23 protein-coding genes are annotated in these 19,704 nt (G+C 42.3%); 18 read left to right on the top strand and 5 right to left on the bottom strand.

What is annotated here, in order from left to right; translation table 11 throughout:
• Positions 1-6 precede the first annotated feature (6 nt).
• Positions 7-534, top strand: a complete 528-nt coding sequence (locus QSJ46_RS04015; RefSeq protein WP_285604311.1) for a YfjD family protein — start codon at positions 7-9, stop codon at positions 532-534.
• Between the two features lie 98 nt (positions 535-632).
• Positions 633-1,097, top strand: coding sequence for a helix-turn-helix domain-containing protein (locus tag QSJ46_RS04010; RefSeq protein WP_039182560.1), 465 nt, complete (start codon positions 633-635; stop codon positions 1,095-1,097).
• Positions 1,098-1,151: 54 nt separating this feature from the next.
• Here QSJ46_RS04010 and QSJ46_RS04005 read toward each other — a convergent pair whose 3' ends face one another.
• Positions 1,152-1,499 (bottom strand): helix-turn-helix domain-containing protein, encoded by a 348-nt coding sequence (locus QSJ46_RS04005; protein ID WP_039182556.1) that lies wholly within the window; start codon positions 1,497-1,499, stop codon positions 1,152-1,154.
• Between the two features lie 205 nt (positions 1,500-1,704).
• Here QSJ46_RS04005 and QSJ46_RS04000 point away from each other — a divergent pair, with 205 nt between their 5' ends.
• The 6 genes from QSJ46_RS04000 to QSJ46_RS03975 all read left to right on the top strand — a co-directional run bounded on the left by QSJ46_RS04000 (position 1,705) and on the right by QSJ46_RS03975 (position 7,431).
• Positions 1,705-2,694, top strand: coding sequence for an asparaginase (locus QSJ46_RS04000; protein ID WP_024427527.1), 990 nt, complete (start codon positions 1,705-1,707; stop codon positions 2,692-2,694).
• A 28-nt stretch (positions 2,695-2,722) separates the two neighbouring features.
• Entirely contained in the window at positions 2,723-4,144 is a 1,422-nt protein-coding gene (gene aspA, locus QSJ46_RS03995) for an aspartate ammonia-lyase (protein ID WP_039182553.1), read from the top strand.
• A 145-nt stretch (positions 4,145-4,289) separates the two neighbouring features.
• Positions 4,290-5,696, top strand: a complete 1,407-nt coding sequence (nhaC, locus tag QSJ46_RS03990; RefSeq protein ID WP_285604310.1) for a Na+/H+ antiporter NhaC — start codon at positions 4,290-4,292, stop codon at positions 5,694-5,696.
• A gap of 295 nt (positions 5,697-5,991) precedes the next feature.
• The gene (locus QSJ46_RS03985; RefSeq protein ID WP_251180927.1) at positions 5,992-6,417 is read left to right on the top strand and encodes a YwqH-like family protein; all 426 of its coding nucleotides are present in this window, start codon (positions 5,992-5,994) and stop codon (positions 6,415-6,417) included.
• Positions 6,418-6,454: 37 nt separating this feature from the next.
• Positions 6,455-6,718, top strand: a complete 264-nt coding sequence (locus QSJ46_RS03980) for a YwqI/YxiC family protein (RefSeq protein WP_047202934.1) — start codon at positions 6,455-6,457, stop codon at positions 6,716-6,718.
• 287 nt (positions 6,719-7,005) lie between these two features.
• Positions 7,006-7,431, top strand: a complete 426-nt coding sequence (locus tag QSJ46_RS03975) for a YwqH-like family protein (RefSeq protein ID WP_285604309.1) — start codon at positions 7,006-7,008, stop codon at positions 7,429-7,431.
• Positions 7,432-7,479: 48 nt separating this feature from the next.
• Here QSJ46_RS03975 and QSJ46_RS03970 read toward each other — a convergent pair whose 3' ends face one another.
• On the bottom strand, positions 7,480-7,695 hold the full coding sequence (locus QSJ46_RS03970) for a hypothetical protein (RefSeq protein ID WP_235436031.1): 216 nt from the start codon (positions 7,693-7,695) through the stop codon (positions 7,480-7,482).
• 136 nt (positions 7,696-7,831) lie between these two features.
• Here QSJ46_RS03970 and QSJ46_RS03965 point away from each other — a divergent pair, with 136 nt between their 5' ends.
• The 7 genes from QSJ46_RS03965 to QSJ46_RS03935 all read left to right on the top strand — a co-directional run bounded on the left by QSJ46_RS03965 (position 7,832) and on the right by QSJ46_RS03935 (position 14,921).
• Entirely contained in the window at positions 7,832-9,790 is a 1,959-nt protein-coding gene (locus QSJ46_RS03965; RefSeq protein ID WP_285604308.1) for a BglG family transcription antiterminator, read from the top strand.
• A gap of 89 nt (positions 9,791-9,879) precedes the next feature.
• Complete coding sequence (locus QSJ46_RS03960) at positions 9,880-11,190, top strand: PTS sugar transporter subunit IIC (RefSeq protein WP_039182533.1); 1,311 nt, start codon at positions 9,880-9,882, stop codon at positions 11,188-11,190.
• Between the two features lie 31 nt (positions 11,191-11,221).
• Positions 11,222-12,655: a glycoside hydrolase family 1 protein gene (locus QSJ46_RS03955; protein WP_212039558.1), complete on the top strand. Its 1,434-nt coding sequence runs from the start codon at positions 11,222-11,224 to the stop codon at positions 12,653-12,655.
• Between the two features lie 12 nt (positions 12,656-12,667).
• On the top strand, positions 12,668-12,991 hold the full coding sequence (locus QSJ46_RS03950) for a PTS sugar transporter subunit IIB (RefSeq protein ID WP_047202937.1): 324 nt from the start codon (positions 12,668-12,670) through the stop codon (positions 12,989-12,991).
• A 19-nt stretch (positions 12,992-13,010) separates the two neighbouring features.
• Positions 13,011-13,340, top strand: coding sequence for a PTS sugar transporter subunit IIA (locus QSJ46_RS03945; protein ID WP_024423898.1), 330 nt, complete (start codon positions 13,011-13,013; stop codon positions 13,338-13,340).
• A gap of 65 nt (positions 13,341-13,405) precedes the next feature.
• Positions 13,406-14,254 (top strand): polysaccharide deacetylase family protein, encoded by an 849-nt coding sequence (locus tag QSJ46_RS03940; protein WP_047202938.1) that lies wholly within the window; start codon positions 13,406-13,408, stop codon positions 14,252-14,254.
• 298 nt (positions 14,255-14,552) lie between these two features.
• Positions 14,553-14,921 (top strand): VOC family protein, encoded by a 369-nt coding sequence (locus QSJ46_RS03935; protein WP_047202939.1) that lies wholly within the window; start codon positions 14,553-14,555, stop codon positions 14,919-14,921.
• 44 nt (positions 14,922-14,965) lie between these two features.
• On the opposite strand, the gene ribD is transcribed toward QSJ46_RS03935, so the two are convergent.
• Genes ribD through QSJ46_RS03920 form a run of 3 tightly spaced genes read right to left on the bottom strand, consistent with a single transcriptional unit; the run spans position 14,966 to position 17,676 of the window.
• The gene (gene ribD / locus QSJ46_RS03930; RefSeq protein WP_047202940.1) at positions 14,966-16,057 is read right to left on the bottom strand and encodes a bifunctional diaminohydroxyphosphoribosylaminopyrimidine deaminase/5-amino-6-(5-phosphoribosylamino)uracil reductase RibD; all 1,092 of its coding nucleotides are present in this window, start codon (positions 16,055-16,057) and stop codon (positions 14,966-14,968) included.
• Positions 16,044-16,805, bottom strand: coding sequence for a GTP cyclohydrolase II (locus QSJ46_RS03925; RefSeq protein ID WP_024427515.1), 762 nt, complete (start codon positions 16,803-16,805; stop codon positions 16,044-16,046). Before QSJ46_RS03925 ends, ribD begins: the two co-directional genes overlap by 14 nt.
• Positions 16,806-16,821: 16 nt before the next feature.
• On the bottom strand, positions 16,822-17,676 hold the full coding sequence (locus tag QSJ46_RS03920; protein WP_285604307.1) for a VOC family protein: 855 nt from the start codon (positions 17,674-17,676) through the stop codon (positions 16,822-16,824).
• Positions 17,677-17,853: 177 nt separating this feature from the next.
• On the opposite strand from QSJ46_RS03920, the gene QSJ46_RS03915 reads away from it, so the two are divergent.
• From QSJ46_RS03915 to isdC, 3 genes are all read left to right on the top strand, one after another.
• Entirely contained in the window at positions 17,854-18,186 is a 333-nt protein-coding gene (locus tag QSJ46_RS03915) for a winged helix-turn-helix transcriptional regulator (RefSeq protein ID WP_047202942.1), read from the top strand.
• Between the two features lie 370 nt (positions 18,187-18,556).
• A complete protein-coding gene (locus tag QSJ46_RS03910; protein ID WP_285604306.1) occupies positions 18,557-19,015 on the top strand; it encodes an NEAT domain-containing protein in 459 nt (152 codons plus the stop codon).
• 20 nt (positions 19,016-19,035) lie between these two features.
• Positions 19,036-19,692 carry a heme uptake protein IsdC gene (gene isdC / locus QSJ46_RS03905; RefSeq protein ID WP_212039561.1) on the top strand — a complete coding sequence of 219 codons (657 nt, stop codon included), beginning with the start codon at positions 19,036-19,038 and terminating at the stop codon, positions 19,690-19,692.
• The last annotated feature ends 12 nt before the right edge of the window (positions 19,693-19,704 follow it).

The raw sequence follows: 19,704 nt of genomic DNA, 5'->3' as shown, positions 1-19,704 counted from the left end.
TGACGCTTGAATCCAAGTGAAGTAATAGAAGTAAGGAGCAGACCTTTTTTAAGAGTATGGGCATTCTTAGCAACGGGCGGCTTCGGTATCATCGGTATTTGGTTATTTTCAGAAGCTCTTACATTTGAATCGAACTATACATTGTTTTTATTTTTAGGCGGACTATTAGGTATTGTCTATGGCTGGATCTCCTTTTTGATGATTTTGCCTGCTTTTACGAAGAGGGGAAATGTGATTTTTCGCATTCAGCGCGGAGAGAATGGTGCTGTGCTGCACCGGGAGCGAACAATTCCTTTTCAAGATATTCAATCAATCGACATGCACAGGCATCGTTACAGTATAAGAGGATTTCTTTTTATGGATGTGCTCATTCAGAAAGTAGATGGGAAATTGATCAAAATTCCGGCGTACAGCATTTTAGATGAAGAAGTATTTGAGCAGACCGTCAAACAGGAGATCTATCCATATTTACATCAGGCAGCCCAAGAAAATTGGAGACAGCAGCATGGCCAGGGAGAAGAGAAGACCGACTAAGCTGTTTTTGTCAGAATTCTATAGGATGAGGCGCCACTTTTTCGAAAAAATCGTGTATGATGTCAGTAAAGACTGAACACTCGGAGAGGTGATGAGATATGGATAAAGAGATGGTAATCGACCTCGTCACAGAACAAATGGCACGGATTCGAAAAGAAAAGGATTATACGCAGGATCGCATGGCAGAGGTACTTGGTCTATCGAAACGGCATTTACAGCAGGTTGAAAAAAACAGGCTGCGTCTCAATTGGACGCAATCCGCGGCCGTATGTGCATTATTCAGAGATAGTGACATTCTGAAAGGGACACTAGGGGATGACCCGCTTGAGATTTTGGAAGTTGTGGCACATGATGAATTACATCTATCAGTTGAGCGTACGATTGGCGGAAAGGTTTGGTGGAGGACGGCTGTCAAAAAAGGCACGTTTCGCCTTCAGCAAAATGTACTTAGTCAGCACTACCGCATCTTAGATGAGGAGAATTATCGCTATTATAGTTCTTTTAATAAAGAAGAAGCGAAGCGGCGGCTAGAGGAATTAAGCCAGCTGTCTTCTCCATATTGAGATTGGAAAAGGAAAGAGAGGCACCTGTTTGATAGGTGCCTCTCTTTTCTGTGTTTATACTTTTAGAGTGTTTTTCGCCCGAATAAAGGCAACAAGCTGTTTGATTTCTTCATCATTTAGGGGAACGCCGTCTACATGAATGGTTCCTTCTTTTGCTTCCGTCAGTTCAATTTTGATATCAGAGATTTTGCGTTGTATCTCTGGCTCGTCCGTTCTACCAAGTAAAAAATCAATGGACGTATCATACAAATCAGCCAGCAGCTTCACTGCTTCAAGCGAAGGTCGTCGGTACCCAGATTCGTAACCGGCATAGGTGCTTTTGGCGATACCTAGGCGATCTGCCGTATGCTGGAGAGACCATTTTTTCTTTTTTCTAAGAGTGGTTAAACGATCGAGTATCATACATGAACGCTCCTTTATTTACAACAACAGTATATCATATTTTGGCATAGAATGTACGCGTTATGCGTAACAATTTCTTGATTAATTCGCGTTATGTGACTATAATGGCAATGAAGGTACGCGTAAAGCGTATATTATAGAATAGCACAAGCTAGCTTATAATATGTGTGACAAACGAAGTAATTTTACGAAAGAGGTGGACCTGTTGAAGAAATTATTGCTTTTAACGACTGGTGGGACGATAGCATCTGTAGAGAGTGAAAATGGATTAGCTCCAGGTGTTAAAGCTGAGGATCTTTTGAGCTATTTAAACGAAATTAATGCAGAATATACAATGGACACAAAGTCCCTAATGAGTATAGATAGTACAAATATGCAGCCTGAATACTGGGTTGATATCGCAACAGCCATTTATGAGAATTATGATCAGTATGACGGGTTTGTCGTGACTCACGGAACCGATACAATGGCCTATACATCAGCAGCGCTGTCTTATATGCTGCAAAATCCTGATAAGCCGATCGTAATTACAGGTTCACAAATTCCGATTACTTTTAAGAAAACAGATGCGAAGAAAAACATCACAGATGCGATTCGTTTTGCATGTGACGGTGTTGGCGGCGTGTATGTCGTGTTTGATGGCAGAGTCATCCAAGGAACACGTGCGATCAAGCTAAGAACGAAAAGCTATGATGCATTTGAAAGCATTAACTACCCATATATTGCATCAATTGAAAACCATCAAATTGAATACAATAGCAAAGTAAAAAGAACACCAATGAAACCGCTTAAATTAGATGCATCCTTGAACACAGATGTGTGTCTGTTAAAATTGCACCCAGGCCTTAAGCCTGAGTTTTTAGATGCAGTCAAAAGCATGTACAAAGGCGTTGTCATTGAAAGCTACGGCAGCGGCGGAATTCCTTTCGAAGGAAGAAACCTTTTAGAAAAGATCAACGAATTGCTGGAAGAAGGCATTTCTGTTGTCATCACCACTCAGTGTCTTGAAGAAGGCGAAGACATGAGTGTGTATGAGGTAGGACGCAAGATCAATCAAGAATTGGTGGCACGTTCAAGAAATATGAATACAGAAGCTATCGTGCCGAAACTGATGTGGGCACTAGGCAAAACAACAGATCCAAGAGAAGTCAAAAAGATTATGGAAACGCCAATCGCTGAAGATTTAGTGATTTAACTATTCTATAGAAAGCAGGTCATAAGAGATGGTTCAAGCAACTTATCGCTATGAGAAGGATTTTCTTGGAGAAAAAGAAATTCCAGCAGACGTGTATTATGGGGTTCAAACCCTTCGTGCGAAAGAGAATTTCCCGATTACAGGATATCGGATGCACGAGGAACTAATCAGAGCCTTTGCCATCGTGAAAAAAGCAGCAGCTCAAGCCAATATGGAAGTCGGACGTTTATATGAGGGAATTGGAAATGCCATCGTTCAAGCGTCTGACGAAGTCATTGAAGGCAAGCTTCACGAGTACTTTATTGTCGATCCAATTCAAGGCGGCGCAGGAACGTCCATGAATATGAATGCCAATGAAGTGATTGGAAACAGAGCATTAGAAATCATGGGACATCAAAAGGGTGAATACATCCATTTAAGCCCAAACACACATGTGAATATGTCGCAATCAACGAATGACTCATTCCCAACGGCGATCCATATTGCTGTGCTCAAGCAGTTAGACATTCTGCTTGAAACGATGCAAGCCATGCAGGACGTCTTCAAAAAGAAAGCAAAAGAATTCGATCATGTGATCAAAATGGGTCGTACGCACTTGCAGGATGCTGTTCCAATCCGTTTGGGACAGGAGTTTGAAGCTTACAGCCGTGTGCTGAGCCGTGATATTAAGCGGATCAACCAATCGAAGCAGCATTTATATGAAGTCAATATGGGTGCGACAGCTGTTGGGACGGGCTTAAACGCAGATCCTCGTTATATTGAGATCGTGGTGAAAAAGCTCGCTGATATTTCGGGTCTTCCTCTTGTAGGCGCAGAGCATCTCGTGGATGCAACGCAAAATACAGATGCTTACACAGAAGTATCCGCCGCTTTAAAAGTATGTATGATGAACATGTCTAAGATTGCCAATGACCTTCGCTTAATGGCATCTGGTCCGCGTGCAGGTCTTGCTGAAATTGCATTGCCAGCCCGTCAGCCTGGATCATCTATTATGCCTGGGAAAGTCAATCCAGTCATGGCAGAGCTCATTAACCAAATCGCATTCCAGGTCATTGGGAACGACCACACGATCTGTCTTGCCTCTGAAGCAGGCCAGCTTGAGTTAAATGTGATGGAGCCAGTTTTGGTCTTTAACTTGCTTCAGTCTATTAGTATAATGAATAACGGATTCCGCTCATTCACAGATCATTGCTTAGTGGACATTGAAGCAAATGAAATACGTTTGAAAGAATATGTAGAAAAAAGTGCAGGCGTAATCACTGCCGTGAACCCTCACTTAGGCTATGAAGCAGCCGCTAGAATTGCAAGAGAAGCCATTTTAACAGGTCAATCGATCAGAGATCTTTGCTTGCAGAACGATGTTTTAACGGAAGAAGAACTTGATATTATCTTAAATCCATTTGAGATGACAAAGCCTGGCATTGCGGGTGCAGAGCTCCTAGAGCGATAATATTATCAAAAATTTTATTTTATTAATATGTGGAATTGCCTGTGAAAAAGAGAAAAAACAGGCAATTCACTTTCTTTCGAATTGACACACTTTTTTTCACAATATTTTGAAAACGCTTAACGCACGCACAAAGGGAGGAAACACAATGAAAACACCACGTCTACCATCTATTTTAGAAGTCGTAGCTGTACTTGGCTTGTTTTTAGCAATTGTTTTATCATTTACTCTTTACTTCAAATTAGATATTCAGCTAGCATTGTTTATCTCATGGTTTATGGTTATTGCGTTGGGTATTCGATTGGGTCATTCTTATAAGGATCTTCAAAATGCAATCACAAAAGGGATATCGAATGGTTTAGAAGCTGTTTTAATTTTAATTGCAGTAGGTGCACTTGTAGGAACATGGATTGCCGGCGGAGTTGTACCAACGTTAATTTACTACGGTTTAGAGTTTATTCATCCTAATATTTTCTTATTAGCTACGCTTGTTATCTGTGCAATCATGTCCGTTGCAACAGGAACTTCTTGGGGTACGGTTGGAACGGCTGGGATTGCGATGATCGCAATTGGTGAAGGCCTAGGTATTCCACTTCCGATCGTTGCAGGGGCCGTCCTATCTGGTGCTTATTTCGGAGATAAATTATCCCCATTATCAGATAGTACAGTGCTCGCTTCTTCTCTTTCAAAAGTGGACGTGCTGGCGCATGTTCGAGCAATGATGGTTTTATCCATACCGGCCTTTGTGATTACAGCGATTATGTTTACGGTTACAGGCTTTATGTATGGAGGACGCAACATTGATCAAGGTAAAGTAGAATTTTTGAAAGATGCTCTTCATGATACATTCACAATCAACATTTGGATGGTCATCCCAGCAGTAGTGGTTGTCTTACTGCTCGTATTTAAGAAACCTTCATTGCCTGTTATTGCTACTGGTGCTCTTTTAGGATCGATATGGGCCATGGCTTTCCAAGGAATGAATCCAGCAGATGCGATTGGATCAGCATACAATGGCTTCTCTATTAATTCAGATGTAGATTTCTTAAATACGCTGTTAAATCGTGGCGGTATTGTAAATATGCTTGGATCTTTAGTGGTGATTATTCTTGGACTGGGTTTTGGTGGAGTGCTTGAATATCTAGGTGTTTTAAAAGTTATTGTCGCTACTTTCGAGAAGAAATTATATAATGCAGGAAATGTCACCCTATCTACACTGGTTGTTGCGTTCTTCGCAAACATTTTTGGCTGTGCGATGTATGTTTCATTAATCCTCACACCGAAAATTATGGAAAAAAGCTATGATAAATTAAAAATAGACAGACGTGTCCTATCTAGGAACGCTGAGGTTGGTGGAACAATGACCTCAGGTATGGTTCCATGGTCAGATAACGGTATTTACATGGCAGGAATTCTTGGCGTATCGACATTCTCTTATTTACCATTTATGTGGTTGAGCTTTGTCGCCATTGGTCTTGCGATCATTTACGGATATACAGGTAAATTCATTTGGTACGTGAAAGATCAACAAGAAAGAGAAGAATCGGCCTCATAAGCCGTTTGCAAAAGCCGCTCCTGCACGGGGCGGCTTTGTTTGTCCTAGGACCGAGAGACTATATGTGACATATAGCAAACGAACAGGAATTTAGACCTCCTATAAAAGAGGTCAAAAGGGGGAGTGTGAAGCAGAGCGAAAGCATATTTATCCCATAAAAAGGGCACAAATCCCTATTCAAACATGAGTCTTTGAACCTTATAATAACAATATTGGAAAAAGTGCTATTCACCTTACGCTCGTTTAGAGGGACTCTAAGCAGCGTTTTTATTTTTTGACAGGAGGAGGAACCCATATGAGCTTATCGGATATGCTGTCTGCCCTTAACGGTGGCATTTCAAATAAAAAAGCAGAAATTGAAGAGAAAATCGCTCGGCTCAAAAAGGCGAAAAGCAAGGTTGAACGTGAACAAGATGCGGCAGAAACAGATTTAAAGCAAATCAAGCAGCCAAAGCTTGGGACCTCTTGGAAAGGTGAGCGAAGCCAGGATTTCAAAACAGACCGAAATGATGCACATGATGCGCTACAAACGATCGTGAATGATAAATACCCACGTTACGTGAGCCGTATCGAATTCAAAATCAGTACATTAGAAGCAGAACAAGCTGCGTTATCCTTTGCCAGTTCCTTAGCTGGAGACGCCGCACGCCTTGCTGAAAAAGGAGAAGACGCAGTAGAGGACGCAAAACGCTTGATCTCAAAAGCATGGAGCAGCTTGTAAGCGAGCTTCATGCTGAACAAATCTGGAGGATATCACAATGGGACAAATTAAGTTAAACTACCAAACAGTCATGGATAAACTAGATGAAGTCTCCCAAGCAGTCGAAGCTTTAGCGATGAAAAAAGCAGCAGATAAAGCAGGTGAAAACAGTCTTGAATTTGTAACCAAGTGGACGGCACGTGAAGCAGAGGTAAGCGAAATGGTTTCAAACTTTAAAGAAGCTTTAATGAAGAATGTTCAGGATACACGTTCTAACGTGAAAACATTAAAAGAACAAGACGAAGCGATTGCTGCAAAATAGTCAGCACAATCGCTTTTATTTATGGATATCATTTACATGATGTAATTATAGTTAAAAAGACTCATATAAAATTCGGGGTGTAAGACCTTGTATTATTCCGTTTTTCTTCCAAACACGTCACTAAAAGGACACCTTTTCCCTATTTAAGCCTGAGGCTTTTCACCTTATACTATACTTAATGAAAGCAGAACGATAGAAATGTCAGGATTGGAAAAATCAAGTGAGTCGATGGTTTCCAAAGGTGCTCACGCCGTGCTTTCGTATGAGGTCAGATAGAGGTGGATGACATGAGTTTATCCGAGATGCTGCACCATCTGCATATGGGAATTGAGAACAAACGTGCAGAATTTGACGAAATGATCTCTCGGTTAAAGACAGCCAAAAGCAATATTCGAACAGAACAAGATCTTGCCCAGTCAGATATCAAAGAAATCAAGAAGCCTGCTCTAGATTCGTCATGGAAAGGCGAGAGAGGAACCGACTTTCATCGCCACCGAAAAGACGCTTACAGCGTGATGCACGACATCGTCAACGATGAATATGAAAAATATATGACAGAGATTGACCAAAAAATCTTACACTTTGAATTGAAAAAAATGGAGCTGGCCGTTGCCAGTAATTTTGCAGGAAGAGCTCAGGACGTGATGGAAAAGGGCGAGGATTTTGCAAAGGATGTTAAACATTTGATTGAACGGGGCTGGAAAGCTCTTTAAAACCATAAACGAAACAGCCGTCTCATAAAAGGGCGGCTGTTTTTTTGTTTAGTCACATCCACCACCGCCGCTATCACCTGAATCACTCCCGCAGGAGGCATCAGAAGCGTGATGGGTATACGAATCAGTATATGTACTTGTCGTTGAATTATGATGTGCAGAACGCTTAGCAGATGCACGTTTATCCTTTGGTGTGAACAAGCTGGCAACGATGGCTCCTAAAGAAGCTAATATGATAATGACAAAAAACATAAAAGTACCCATAATGCATCCCTCCTCTAGTTTCATATTCATACGAATGAGCCATATCCAGGTTCCCGATTTGAAAGAAAAACTGGGCAAAGAGTTCTATTTTCGTTTATGATGATAGGCAAAAGTAAATGCCAAGGGAGGAGAGCCCATGCTGTCTCTACGTCAGGAGGAGCTTCTGAAACGATTGATGCAAGCGGAGCAGGAACTGACAAGTGAAGAAATTGCCCGTGTGATCGGAGTCACATCACGAACCATCCGAACAGATATGAAAGCGCTTAAAAATTTTTTAGAAGAACATGGTGCCGCACTACATATTAAACGCGGGGCAGGGTATACATTGAGCGTTGAAGATTATGGGGCATTTCGTACATTTTTGAAAAAATCATTGAGAGAAAGAAATGAGAAAAAGGAACAATTCATTCCCAATCAGCCTGAGGACCGCGTGGCTTATCTATTGAAAAGACTGCTTCTGTCAGAAGACTATATCAAATTAGAGGGATTGGCAGAGGAATTATTTGTGAGTGAATCCACAGTGAAAAATGATTTAAAAGCTGTCAGGCATTTGTTTTCATTGCATGGACTTTCTATATCGCACCGCCCTAAATATGGACTGCGTCTGACAGGCGATGAAATGAAATTAAGATATTGTATGGCAGAGCATGTGTTTCAGCAGGATCAAGCGAACTCTGCACTGTTACCTGAAGAAACGTATCAACTGATTCAGGACATCGTGCGTTCACGTACAAAAGCCACCGGGCTTCATTTATCAGAAATCGGTTTAAGTAATTTAGTGACCCATATTGCCATCGCATGCAAACGAATAGAAGAAAAAAAGCTGGTTAAGATGCCAGAAGCGGAATTGAGAGAAATTCAAGTGCAGCCAGTTTTCCAAATAGCTCAACAAATGACAGAAGATATTCGCCGCGTATTAGCGATTGATTTTCCGTTATCTGAAATGGCGTACATCGCAATTCACTTAATGGGGGCAAAGATGATGGCATATGGAGAGGCTGGCCATACGCTATTTCATCTGCTGGACGAAGATCATTTTCGTTTCACTCACCAATTGCTTGCTTATGTGGAGGAGCATATGTCACTTGATATTCAGTTTGATAAGGAGCTGATCGTTGGTTTAAGTCTTCATTTGCGTTCCGCCATTCATCGTTTTAGATACGATATGAATATTCGAAATCCCTATTTACCAGACATTAAAAGGCACTATCCCATTGCGTTTGAGGCGGGTGTTTATATGGGCAGGTGGCTGAAGGAAAAAGAGGGTGTTGAGATTCCTGAGGATGAAATCGGATATTTGGCACTTCATATTGGAGCTGCAATCGAGCGGACAAAATCACAGCATGTGAGAAAGACATGTCTTATTGTGTGTGCGACGGGTGTCGCCAGCAGTCAGCTTCTTCTTCATAAGCTCACGGCGGCTTTTAGCGGAAGGCTGGAGATCGCTGGAACTGCAAGTGTCGGGGAACTTCCTTCATATGATTTGAGAAGCATTGATTTTATTATTAGTACCATTCCGCTACAGAATACATTGCCGGTACCAGTAATTGATGTACATACGATTCTAAGTGACGATGATATTGTCCGGCTGAAACGATTTGTGCAAAATTCACAGGATACAGGGGTTTTACGGTATGTGAGTCCGGCGCTGACATTTTTTCAGCAAGACCTTCAATCAAGGGAAGAGGTTCTTCAATTTTTCGTGAACGTGTTAAAGAAGCAGCATCGAATCCCAGACGAGTTTGAACAATTATTGCTAGAAAGAGAGCAAGTGTCACCCACATCTTTCGGTCATTTGGTTGCGATTCCTCATCCAATTAAGCCGGCAACAGACGATACGTTTTGTGCAATCTGTACGTTAAAAAAGCCGGTGCTGTGGGGAGAAGATCGAGTACAAGTCGTTTGCTTGTTAAGCATCCAGAAGACGTATCAAAAAGAATTACAGTCGCTTTATCAATTTCTTGTACGGCTGACAGAACGGAAGGAAGTGGTGGAGCAGCTCATCAAAGCCTCTTCATTTGAAGAATTGACAGCAGCTCTTCAAGTATTGGAGCAGCCAAATGAAAAAACGAGACACCCATTTCCGCATCTGTGAGGAAAAAGATTAGATGTTAATGAAAGCGCTTTTAAAATAACATCAAAAAGGAGGATGATCACGAGTTTGTGCAAAGGGGGAGACGGATCATGAGCTTCAAGGAGAAAGCGGCAGATGTCATGGGGCATGTGGCTTATCGCATCACCAATCAGAAATATATTATGGCGATTAAACAGGCATTTGTCACACTGATGCCGATCATCATTACAGGAGCTTTTGCTGTACTGGTGGCAAATATGATCATGAGCCCGGAAACAGGGCTTGCTCATTTTGAGATATTCAGGTTTTTAGCAGAGCTTCAGCCTATTATGAAGGCAATCAATTATGCCACGCTGAACTTTTTAACCATTGGGGCTGTGTTCCTCATTGGGATTGAGCTTGGGAAAATCAACGGGCACAAGTCGCTGTTCCCAGGATTGATGGCGTTGATTTCATTTATATCCGTTATTCCAACCACACTTCTTCTTGAAGTTGATGGATCGATGCGTGAGGTTGTAGACGTGTTGGCAAGACAATTTTCCGATCCAAAAAGCTTATTTTTAGGGATGATCATTGCGATCGTATCTGTGGAAATCTTCTGTAAGCTGACTGAGGTGAAATGGCTGCAAATCAAGATGCCAGATTCGGTTCCGTCGAATGTGGCAACGTCTTTTTCATCACTTTTTCCTTCTATCATTACAATTACGATCATTAGTTCATTCGGGTTTGCATTTCATCGTGTGACAGGCATTTATTTGCATGAAGCAGTGTATAACGTGGTGCAGCGTCCGCTAGAAAGTGTTGTGCAGGGGCTGCCAGGGATTTTAACGTTGATGTTTGTGGCACAATTTTTCTGGGTGATCGGCATCCATGGCAACCAGATGATTAAGCCGATCCGGGAGCCGCTCTTATTAGGATCGATTGCAGTGAATATGACAGCATTTCAAGAGGGAAAAGAGATCCCGAATATTATCACGATGCCGTTTTGGGATGTGTATATGAGCATCGGTGGTTCAGGTGTGACAATTGGTCTTTTGATTGCGATTTTTATTGCTGGGAGAAGGGAAGAGATGCGAAGCATTGCCAAGCTCTCATCAGGACCCGGACTATTCAACATCAATGAACCCGTTATTTTTGGATTACCCGTCATGCTAAACCCTGTGATGGCGATCCCATTTATCGTCACACCGCTTGTGACAGGTACGATTGGTTATATTGCGACGGCTACAGGATTCGCTGGAAAAGCGGTCGTGATGGTGCCGTGGACGACACCGCCGCTTGTGAATGCATGGCTGTCCACTGCTGGCAGCATGGGAGCTGTCATCACACAGCTTATCTGTATTGTGGTTGCTGTTTTCATCTATTTACCGTTTGTTCTCTTGTCTAATCGCAAGCCAGAAGCAGCACCAGATTCAGAATAAACATTCAGAAGAAGAAAAGGGAGGCGGCGACATGAACAGCATTGAGATTCCAAGAGATTTTATCCTAGGTGCTGCGGCTTCTGCATGGCAGACGGAGGGCTGGAAGGGAAAGAGGGCGCATCAGGACTCGTACATCGATTTATGGTATAAGGAAGGGTATCACGTGTGGCACGAAGGCTATGGGCCAGCTGGTGCGACGAACTTTTACGAGCGCTATCATGAAGATGTAGCCTTAATGAAAGAGATTGGACTGACACATTACAGGACATCGATCAATTGGTCGAGATTTCTCATAGATTACGAGAATGGGATAGTGGATGAGGCCTATGCTCGTTACATTGATAATCTGATCAATGAATTAATCGCAGCAGGTGTAGAGCCGATGTTTTGCTTAGAGCATTATGAGCTTCCTGCCGTTTTGCTTGAGAAGTACGGCGGATGGTCATCAAAGCATGTCGTCGATCTGTTTGTTCTCTATGCAGAAAAAGTGTTTGAGCGCTACGGGGACCGGGTCAAACATTGGTTTAGTTTTAATGAACCGATTGTTGTCCAGACACGTGTTTATCTAGATGCCATCCGATATCCGTATGAGCAAAATACGAAGAAATGGATGCAGTGGAACTATCATAAAGCACTGGCAACAGCAAAAGTGGTGAAGCTGTTTCAGGAGATGGGTTTGAAGGAATCGGCAGGAGCCAAAATCGGGGTGATTCTCAATCCAGAAGTGACGTATGCAAGATCGTCTGCTCCGCATGACCAAGAAGCGGCACGTATGTATGATTTGTTTTTTAATCGAGTGTTCTTAGATCCTTCCATCAAAGGGGAGTATCCAGAGGAACTGATCGATGTGTTGAAAAAGCATGATATTCTTTTCGATTCCACAGAGGAAGAGCTTCAAATCATCAAGAATCATACGGTAGATGTCGTCGGACTTAATTTGTACTATCCGCATCGTGTCAAGGCGCCGAGTAAGGCTTGGAACGAAGGGACGCCTTTTCACCCATCCTATTATTACGATATGTTTGAGCTTCCAGGGAGAAAAATGAATCCTTTTAGAGGCTGGGAAATCTACCCGAAGATTGTCTACGATATGGGGATGAGGATAAAAGAAGAATACGGAAATATTGAGTGGTTTGTGGCCGAAAATGGCATGGGTGTAGAAAAGGAAGAACGGTTTAAAAAAGAAGATGGAATCATTGATGACCAGTATCGCATTTCATTTATCAGCCAGCATTTGAAGCGGGCACTTCAAGCGAAAGCAGAAGGATCAAATTGCACGGGCTATATGCTTTGGGCATTTACAGACAATGTCTCACCGATGAATGCCTTTAAAAACCGCTACGGCTTAGTCGAAATCCAGCTGGAAAATGAACGAAATCGACAGCTGAAAGCATCTGCGTATTGGTACCAGACATTAATCAAAACTAGGGAACTGACAGTTGAAACAGAAGTCATTTATCAATAGGAGTGATGGGATATGAAACGAATCATTCTCGCTTGTGCAGCAGGAATGTCGACGTCCATTGTGGTGTCGAAAATGAAGGCCGCCGCAGAAGCTAAAGGGCTGGATTACTATATTTATGCTATACCTGAAGGAGCCATTGCGGATGAACTAGAAGAGCATGGAGAGGATGTAAAGGCGATTTTACTTGGACCGCAAGTAAGTTTTATGAAAAAAGCAGCAGAAAAAACAGCGGCACCTTATCAAATCCCTGTCGATGTCGTCAATGTGAGATTATACGGAACAGCAAACGGAGAAAAAATCCTAGATCATGCACTGAAACTAGCAAATGAATCTTGAGTAATTGGAGGAGAAGCAGATGACGGTATTAGAGGAAATGCAGGGAGCAGCCTTTCAAATCATTGCCCATGCAGGCGAGGCAAGAAGTCATTATGTAGAAGCGATTCGTCTAGCAAGAGCTGATGATTTTGAAAAAGCGCAGCAGTTGATCGAAAAAGGGGAGGAAGCGTTTCGAAGCATCCACAACCTGCACTTGTCGCTGATTCAAAAAGAAGCGGCAGGTGAACAGCTTCCGTTTTCTTTACTGCTGATACACGCAGAAGATCAAATGCTCACAACAGAGACCATTCATCTGCTCGCCATCGAGATGATCGAAATGTGTAAAAAAATGAATACCCTGTCAAAATAGATATCAATGAATAACCAATTTCTGTTATAATCATTCGGTAGATAAAGAGAAAGCAGGATTGGTGAATGAAGAAAACATGTATGCTGATGACGGTTGGTCTTATGCTGCTGCTCATTTCGGGCTGTATGGGAATGAAGGAGCAGGCGGAAGGAAGCCAGCAAGTCGTCAAAGAGGAAAAGGGTCCATTACAAACAAAAGATATGCATCAGAAAAAAGAAACGGCAGTGATAAAGACACAAAACTGGATGAAGCAAAAGGAGCCGGTCGAGCTTCCAATTTTGATGTATCACAGCATCTCAAGCGGTAACTCGTTACGTGTGCCAAAGAGCGAATTTGCATCTCATATGAAATGGCTGAAGGACAACGACTATGTCACACTGTCGCCAGAAGAGGTGTACCGCGTTTTTACAACAAATTCGATGCCAAGTAAGAAGAGTGTCCTCATTACATTTGATGATGGATATACGGATAACTATACAAAGGCATTTCCGATTTTAAAGCAGTATGGAATGAAAGCAACGATTTTCATGATTGAGCAATCCATTGGCCGTCCGAATCACTTAACGGATGAGCAAATGGATGAGATGATGGCACATGGGATCTCGATTGAGAGTCATACGATTCATCATTTAGAGCTCAATCAATTATCAAAGCAGCAGCAGGAAGAGGAGTTAAAAGGATCAAAGACATTCTTTGATCAGCGATTTTCTCAGCGTACGAGAATGGTCAGCTATCCTGTCGGGCGCTATAATGAAGAGACGTTGAAGCTGGCGAAGGAAGCCGGATACCAAATGGCTGTTACCACTGAACCAGGACATGCGAAGAAGGAACAAGGCATGATGTCCTTGCACCGCATCCGCATTTCACCGGGACTTTCACCAGAAAGCTTTGGCAGGCTGGTCGAAGGGAAGTAACGATCAATGTTTCACATGAAACATTTTACGACAAGTTTCATCAAAATGAATCATGATATATCTAGGTTTCAAATGTCATGACAAGAGACACTTAGATGGACAGAACTTTCATGACCATGGGAGTTCTGTTTTTGAAAAAAATACTGCATTCAAACACTACATCTTATGAAACACCTCAAAGAAAATCTTCAAGTATCAAGCCCACCAATGAGGTAACAATCAAATTTGTTCAGCATCATAAAAACTGAAGAAACACTACATTGAAAAACCAATTGAGAACAGAAAGGGAGAGGGAAATATGTCAAACTTTTTGGGAATCGACCATGTTCAACTAGCTGCCCCAAAAGGCAGTGAAGAGAAAGCTCGCTTGTTTTTTGGTGAAATTTTAGGGATGAAAGAAATACCTAAGCCTAGCAATTTAGCTAAACGAGGAGGTGTCTGGTTCCAATGCGGTCATCATCAGCTTCACATTGGCATTCAGGAACATTTTCAAGCTGCAAAGAAAGCTCATCCAGCTTTTCTTGTAAAGAGCCTATCAGAATTAAAAGAGGTATTATTGAAGCATCAGATTAGTATAAAAGAAGATGAGCCATTGGAGGGAGCCAATCGGTTTTATGTAGAAGATCCATTTGGGAATCGAATTGAGTTTTTAGAGAGAAGAGACTAGAAGACAAAAATAAGGCTGTCGAGATTTCCTCGACAGCCTACTTGTTATTGATAAACGGGATAGCCCGTCATTTTGATATCTTTTCCGAGTGGTTCCACGGTGAGTTGATCCAGTTCAATGGCATCACTCATGAGGCGTATGCCTTCGCCTCCGAAAAAGGAAGGGGAAAGTCGTCCGCCAATGAGTTTAGGCGCCATATAGATGACCAATTTATCTACAAGCTGCTGTTCTAAGAAAGAGGCGTTAATCTGGCCGCCGCCTTCAATCATGAGGGAGGAGATATTTTTTTCTCCCAGCACTTGAAGCACTTCCTGCAGGGGAACCCGCGTGTCGCTGTCAGTCATAAAGACACGGACGCCAGCTTCTTCTAAAGCCGCTCGTTTTTCCTCATCGGCTTGCTTTGTTGTAAAAATCCATGTAGGTGCCATCTGATCTGTGACGATCTTTGCTGTCAGTGGTGTAGACAGCTTAGAGTCTAAGACAATTCGAATCGGATTGTTTCCATTTGGAATCCGCGCAGTTAATGAAGGATCATCGTGAATGACAGTTTGAGCACCGACCAAAATCGCATCATTGATACTGCGGATATGGTGAGCATCATAACGGGATGTCTCAGATGTAATCCACTTGCTGTCAGACGTGGCAGAGGCGATTTTCCCATCTAAGGTAATGCCCGCTTTGAGCGTCACGAAAGGTGTTTTTTTCGTAATAAAGTGATTAAATACTTCATTCATCAGTATGGATTCTTGTTCAAGTACGCCCGTGATAACTTGGATGCCCGCGTCTTGTAAAATGGCAATCCCGCGGCCAGCGACAAGTGGATTCGGATCAAGAGCTGCGACGACAACGGTTTCGACGCCGGCTTTCACAAGTGCTTCGGCACAAGGGCCTGTGCGCCCATGGTGGGAACAAGGCTCAAGGGTCACATAAATCGTGGCTCCTTTTGCCTTGTCTCCAGCCATGTTGAGTGCATGAATTTCAGCATGCGGTTCACCGGCTTTCATATGAGCGCCGACTCCAACAATCTCATTCTCTCGCACAATCACAGCCCCGACGAGCGGATTCGGAGATGTCTGACCTTTCATTGCCCGTGCATTATCAAGGGCTAGCTTCATATATCGCTCATGATGTGGCAATCGTACGCACCTCTTGCTCCGCCTTCATGTGACCTGAGCGGTTGATTTTTGTCTGCAAGTATTTCTCGTTAAATTCAGAGACATCTCCCCAAAGCGGAATGCGTCCAGAAAGAGATAAACCTGCATGGCTGATCGCATCTGTCTTTTTCGGGTTATTGGTAATGAGTCTGACCGGCTTTGTACGAAGTGTTTGAAGAACGGCAATGGCTTCTTCGTATTGACGTGTGTCATCTTCAAAACCAAGTGCTTCGTTCGCTTCTACTGTATCATAGCCGTTTTCTTGAAGAATATAAGCCATGGCTTTACTGAATAGACCAATGCCGCGGCCTTCATGATTGGCTAAGTAAAACAGGGCTCCTGCTCCATTGTCCTCAATCATTCGCATAGACTGCTTCAATTGGAATCCACAGTCGCAGCGCTTGCTTCCGAAAATATCGCCAGTGTGGCAAATGGAATGCATACGGATAAGAGCTTCGTCAGCGTGCTCGAAATCCCCATACACAAGAACGCTTGACTGCTGATGATCAGCCAGCTGGCGGGACGAAAGGCTTTCAATTAAAGCTTCATCTGACAGTGGCTCTTTTCCATCGTCTTTTAACCATGAATACCAGTTAAACATCACGGTTCTGCCGTCTAAATTCACTGGCAGTTTAATGGGTCCAGTGATATAGATATACCCGTCTTCTTGCTGTACTCGTTTGATTTTATCTTTTAATATGGCTGTTTTAAGCTCTGTGTGTTTGTCCATATTCTGCACCTTCTTTTTAGTCTGTTTCTTCAATCTGTAAACGAACGAGAACGCCAAATGGATCAACAAATTCGCTGCTTTTTCCTGTCGTGTTGACTTGAGTGCCTGCTTTTGTCAGACGTTCGACGACGGATTGTCTGTCTGCTTCTTCTGGGAAAACCAGTGTATAGCTTCTAATTCCTGAAAAACGTGGATCAATGGCTCCTTTTCGTCCGCGTCCCCATGCATTAAAGGCAAGGTGGTGGTGGTACACACCAGCGGCGATAAATACGCTTGCTGGGGGAGCCATTCGGATATGAAAACCGAGCGTATTGACATAAAATGAATCCGCTTCTTCTGGGTTGAGATGGAAATGCAAGTGTCCCATCACTGTACCGGCAGGGAGTCCTTCCCATGTGGTATCAGCAGCTTCTTGCAGGAGGCCATCTCCATCAAGCGGTGCATTTCCGCCACCTTTCAGTTCTCCATGCTCACCGACCCAAATGTCCTGAGGACGGTCAGCATAAATTTCTACGCCAATGCCGTCAGGATCACTTAAATAAATGGCTTCACTGAAAAAGTGATCGCTTGCTCCAATTAAAGGATAGCCTTTTTTGATTACATGTGCCAGCCATGTGCCCAGGTTTTTTCTGGTAGGTAATAAAACAGCAAAATGATAAAGTCCTGGCTCATGATCAGGCTTTTCTTTCAGTTGTGCATCTTCTTTTAACAAAAGAATCGGTTCCTTTGCATTGCTGCCAAGTGTCACCGTGGAATCTGTCTTTTCTAATATAGAAAATCCTAAAATGTCTGTATAAAAAGGTAAAGAACGATCAAAGCTGGACACATGTAATTCTGTTACACTCAGCCTTAGCTGCTCAATTGTCTTCAAGCTCGGTCATCTCCTTCATGATATATGCATCGGCATGTTCAAATGTTTTTGAAAATCTATAAAAAATGAATACCTTGTTACTTTTAGTAACTAAACTATATAATAGTTAGTGACTTATTTCAAGTAATTAATTGTGTTATAATAAAAAAAAGAGAAAAAAGCAGGAGGGAGTAAGATATGGCTCAAGTAGATGGCTGTCCAATTACAGATGCCATGGAGATTCTAGGCAAGAAGTGGGTCATTCTCATCATCAATCAGCTTCTGACAGGGCCTAAGCGTTTTTGTCAGCTTGAAAATGAAATGAACATCAGCGGAAGATTACTATCAGAAAGGCTGAAGGATTTAGAAGCTGAGGGACTTGTTGAGAAAAAAGTATACCCCGATATTCCAGTACGGATTGAATACGAATTAACAGTTCAAGGGAAGAAAATTGAACCGATTATTCGTGAAATGTATGCTTGGTCTTTAGATCGTAAACACAGCAAAATAGAGGAACATGTTTCATCTTAATCCATTTCGATCAGTGTGTCTGATCGAAATTTTTTTGTGTGATTTTCCAGAAAACTAAGACAATAGTATGAAAAATGATGTTGACAATCATTTCATGCATTATATAATATCAAGGAGAAGAGGGTTCTTTTCCCTGTAATGGAATGGAGGTTATGCCATGGTATTATAAATGGGACAGATTGCCTAAAACTCGTATCAATCCATCATTTAGAAGCAGACATCTTTGACTTTTAGGAAGCAAAGATTTATTTTTTTAACTCAATTGATAATGATTATCATAATCATCTATAAGTGTGTTCCAGCACTTGTGAAGGTTATTTTTTTTATTATCTATTGAGAATAATTATCAATATCATTTAGGAGGGTTCACATGAAAGTCATTCGTTCAACATCACCCGTATTATTATTCCTTAGTTTTGTTCTATTATTTGCTCTAGCTCCTGTTAGCTCGGCCTCAGCAGCTGGCTTAGCAGCTGGTCAATATTCAGCGCAATATGTGGTATGGAAGGCTGATAGCGATTCGACTTCAACAGCGAATACGTATTTTGAAAAACCAGCTAAGCTTGTCGTAAAGGATGGAAAAATCAAAGCGCAAGTCACGTTAACGAATAGCTCTTGGATCACAAGCTTTAAAACGCTTGATCAAGGTGTCTACAAAGATGCGAAGGTGATCAGTACAAATACAGCTGCAAATAAGAGAACCGTAGAATTCAATGTGAACAGCCTGACTGAGGTCTTACCAGCAAAAGTGAGTGTGACTGTACCAGCCATCGGATATACAGGCAATTACGACATTCGCCTCAAGTTTGATGCGCCATCTGTTCAATAGAAAGGGAGGAAATTCGCTTGATGAAAAAAAGAATGAGGCTGTCAGTCTTCATGGCGGCTTTTTTACTGGCACTTATGCTGCCTTTTTCAAACGCACAGGCTGCCGCATTAAAGGATGGTACATACTCCGTCAATTATACAGTGCTAAAAGCTGAAGGAAATGCGGTCTCAATGGCAAATGATTACTGGTTGAAGCCAGCAAAAGTGATAGCGAAAAATGGAAACCTGACAGTACAAATGACGATTAAAAATAGCAGCTGGGTAACGGAATTTAAAGTGCCGGGAAATGGCGGCTATGTCGACACAACTGTTCTCTCAACGAATAAAAAAGCGAATACAAGACTCGTTCAGTTCCAAGCTCAGAGCCTGTCTAAACCGATCAAGTCAAAAATTCACGTCACTGTAAAATCTGCTGATTATGATCATGATTACACCATTCAGCTGAAATTTGATGAAAGCAGTATGAAATCGCTATCGTCTAACAGTGCAAATAAATCAACGGGTGCACAAGAAAGTCAGCAGCCATCAAAAGAATCAACAAACAAAGCTGATACATCCACAACGAAACAACAAGAAGAGAACCCTCAAACTGGTGATACAAGCCAGGTAGGATGGCTCCTTGTGCTTGTCTTATGTTCAGGCGGGTTTTTAGCAAGAAAGTGGATCATCAAGCAATAACGGAAGGAAGTG

The sequence above is a fragment of the Bacillus sp. YKCMOAS1 genome, assembly GCF_030268125.1.
Lineage (GTDB): Bacteria > Bacillota > Bacilli > Bacillales > Bacillaceae > Bacillus > Bacillus safensis.
This window is presented reverse-complemented; position numbering and strand designations above follow the sequence as displayed.

Bases quoted from the DNA above. Each gene is read 5' to 3' on its own strand.
- QSJ46_RS03975 (WP_285604309.1), top strand. From the start codon at position 7,006: ATGAGTTTATCCGAGATGCTGCACCATCTGCATATGGGAATTGAGAAC.
- QSJ46_RS03935 (WP_047202939.1), top strand. From the start codon at position 14,553: ATGTCAAACTTTTTGGGAATCGACCATGTTCAACTAGCTGCCCCAAAA.
- QSJ46_RS03915 (WP_047202942.1), top strand. From the start codon at position 17,854: ATGGCTCAAGTAGATGGCTGTCCAATTACAGATGCCATGGAGATTCTA.
- QSJ46_RS03910 (WP_285604306.1), top strand. From the start codon at position 18,557: ATGAAAGTCATTCGTTCAACATCACCCGTATTATTATTCCTTAGTTTT.
- nhaC (WP_285604310.1), top strand. From the start codon at position 4,290: ATGAAAACACCACGTCTACCATCTATTTTAGAAGTCGTAGCTGTACTT.
- QSJ46_RS03985 (WP_251180927.1), top strand. From the start codon at position 5,992: ATGAGCTTATCGGATATGCTGTCTGCCCTTAACGGTGGCATTTCAAAT.
- QSJ46_RS03940 (WP_047202938.1), top strand. From the start codon at position 13,406: ATGAAGAAAACATGTATGCTGATGACGGTTGGTCTTATGCTGCTGCTC.
- QSJ46_RS04005 (WP_039182556.1), bottom strand. From the start codon at position 1,499: ATGATACTCGATCGTTTAACCACTCTTAGAAAAAAGAAAAAATGGTCT.
- QSJ46_RS03970 (WP_235436031.1), bottom strand. From the start codon at position 7,695: ATGGGTACTTTTATGTTTTTTGTCATTATCATATTAGCTTCTTTAGGA.
- QSJ46_RS03980 (WP_047202934.1), top strand. From the start codon at position 6,455: ATGGGACAAATTAAGTTAAACTACCAAACAGTCATGGATAAACTAGAT.
- QSJ46_RS03955 (WP_212039558.1), top strand. From the start codon at position 11,222: ATGAACAGCATTGAGATTCCAAGAGATTTTATCCTAGGTGCTGCGGCT.
- isdC (WP_212039561.1), top strand. From the start codon at position 19,036: ATGAAAAAAAGAATGAGGCTGTCAGTCTTCATGGCGGCTTTTTTACTG.
- aspA (WP_039182553.1), top strand. From the start codon at position 2,723: ATGGTTCAAGCAACTTATCGCTATGAGAAGGATTTTCTTGGAGAAAAA.
- QSJ46_RS03950 (WP_047202937.1), top strand. From the start codon at position 12,668: ATGAAACGAATCATTCTCGCTTGTGCAGCAGGAATGTCGACGTCCATT.
- QSJ46_RS04010 (WP_039182560.1), top strand. From the start codon at position 633: ATGGATAAAGAGATGGTAATCGACCTCGTCACAGAACAAATGGCACGG.
- QSJ46_RS03960 (WP_039182533.1), top strand. From the start codon at position 9,880: ATGAGCTTCAAGGAGAAAGCGGCAGATGTCATGGGGCATGTGGCTTAT.
- QSJ46_RS03945 (WP_024423898.1), top strand. From the start codon at position 13,011: ATGACGGTATTAGAGGAAATGCAGGGAGCAGCCTTTCAAATCATTGCC.
- QSJ46_RS03925 (WP_024427515.1), bottom strand. From the start codon at position 16,805: ATGGACAAACACACAGAGCTTAAAACAGCCATATTAAAAGATAAAATC.
- QSJ46_RS03965 (WP_285604308.1), top strand. From the start codon at position 7,832: ATGCTGTCTCTACGTCAGGAGGAGCTTCTGAAACGATTGATGCAAGCG.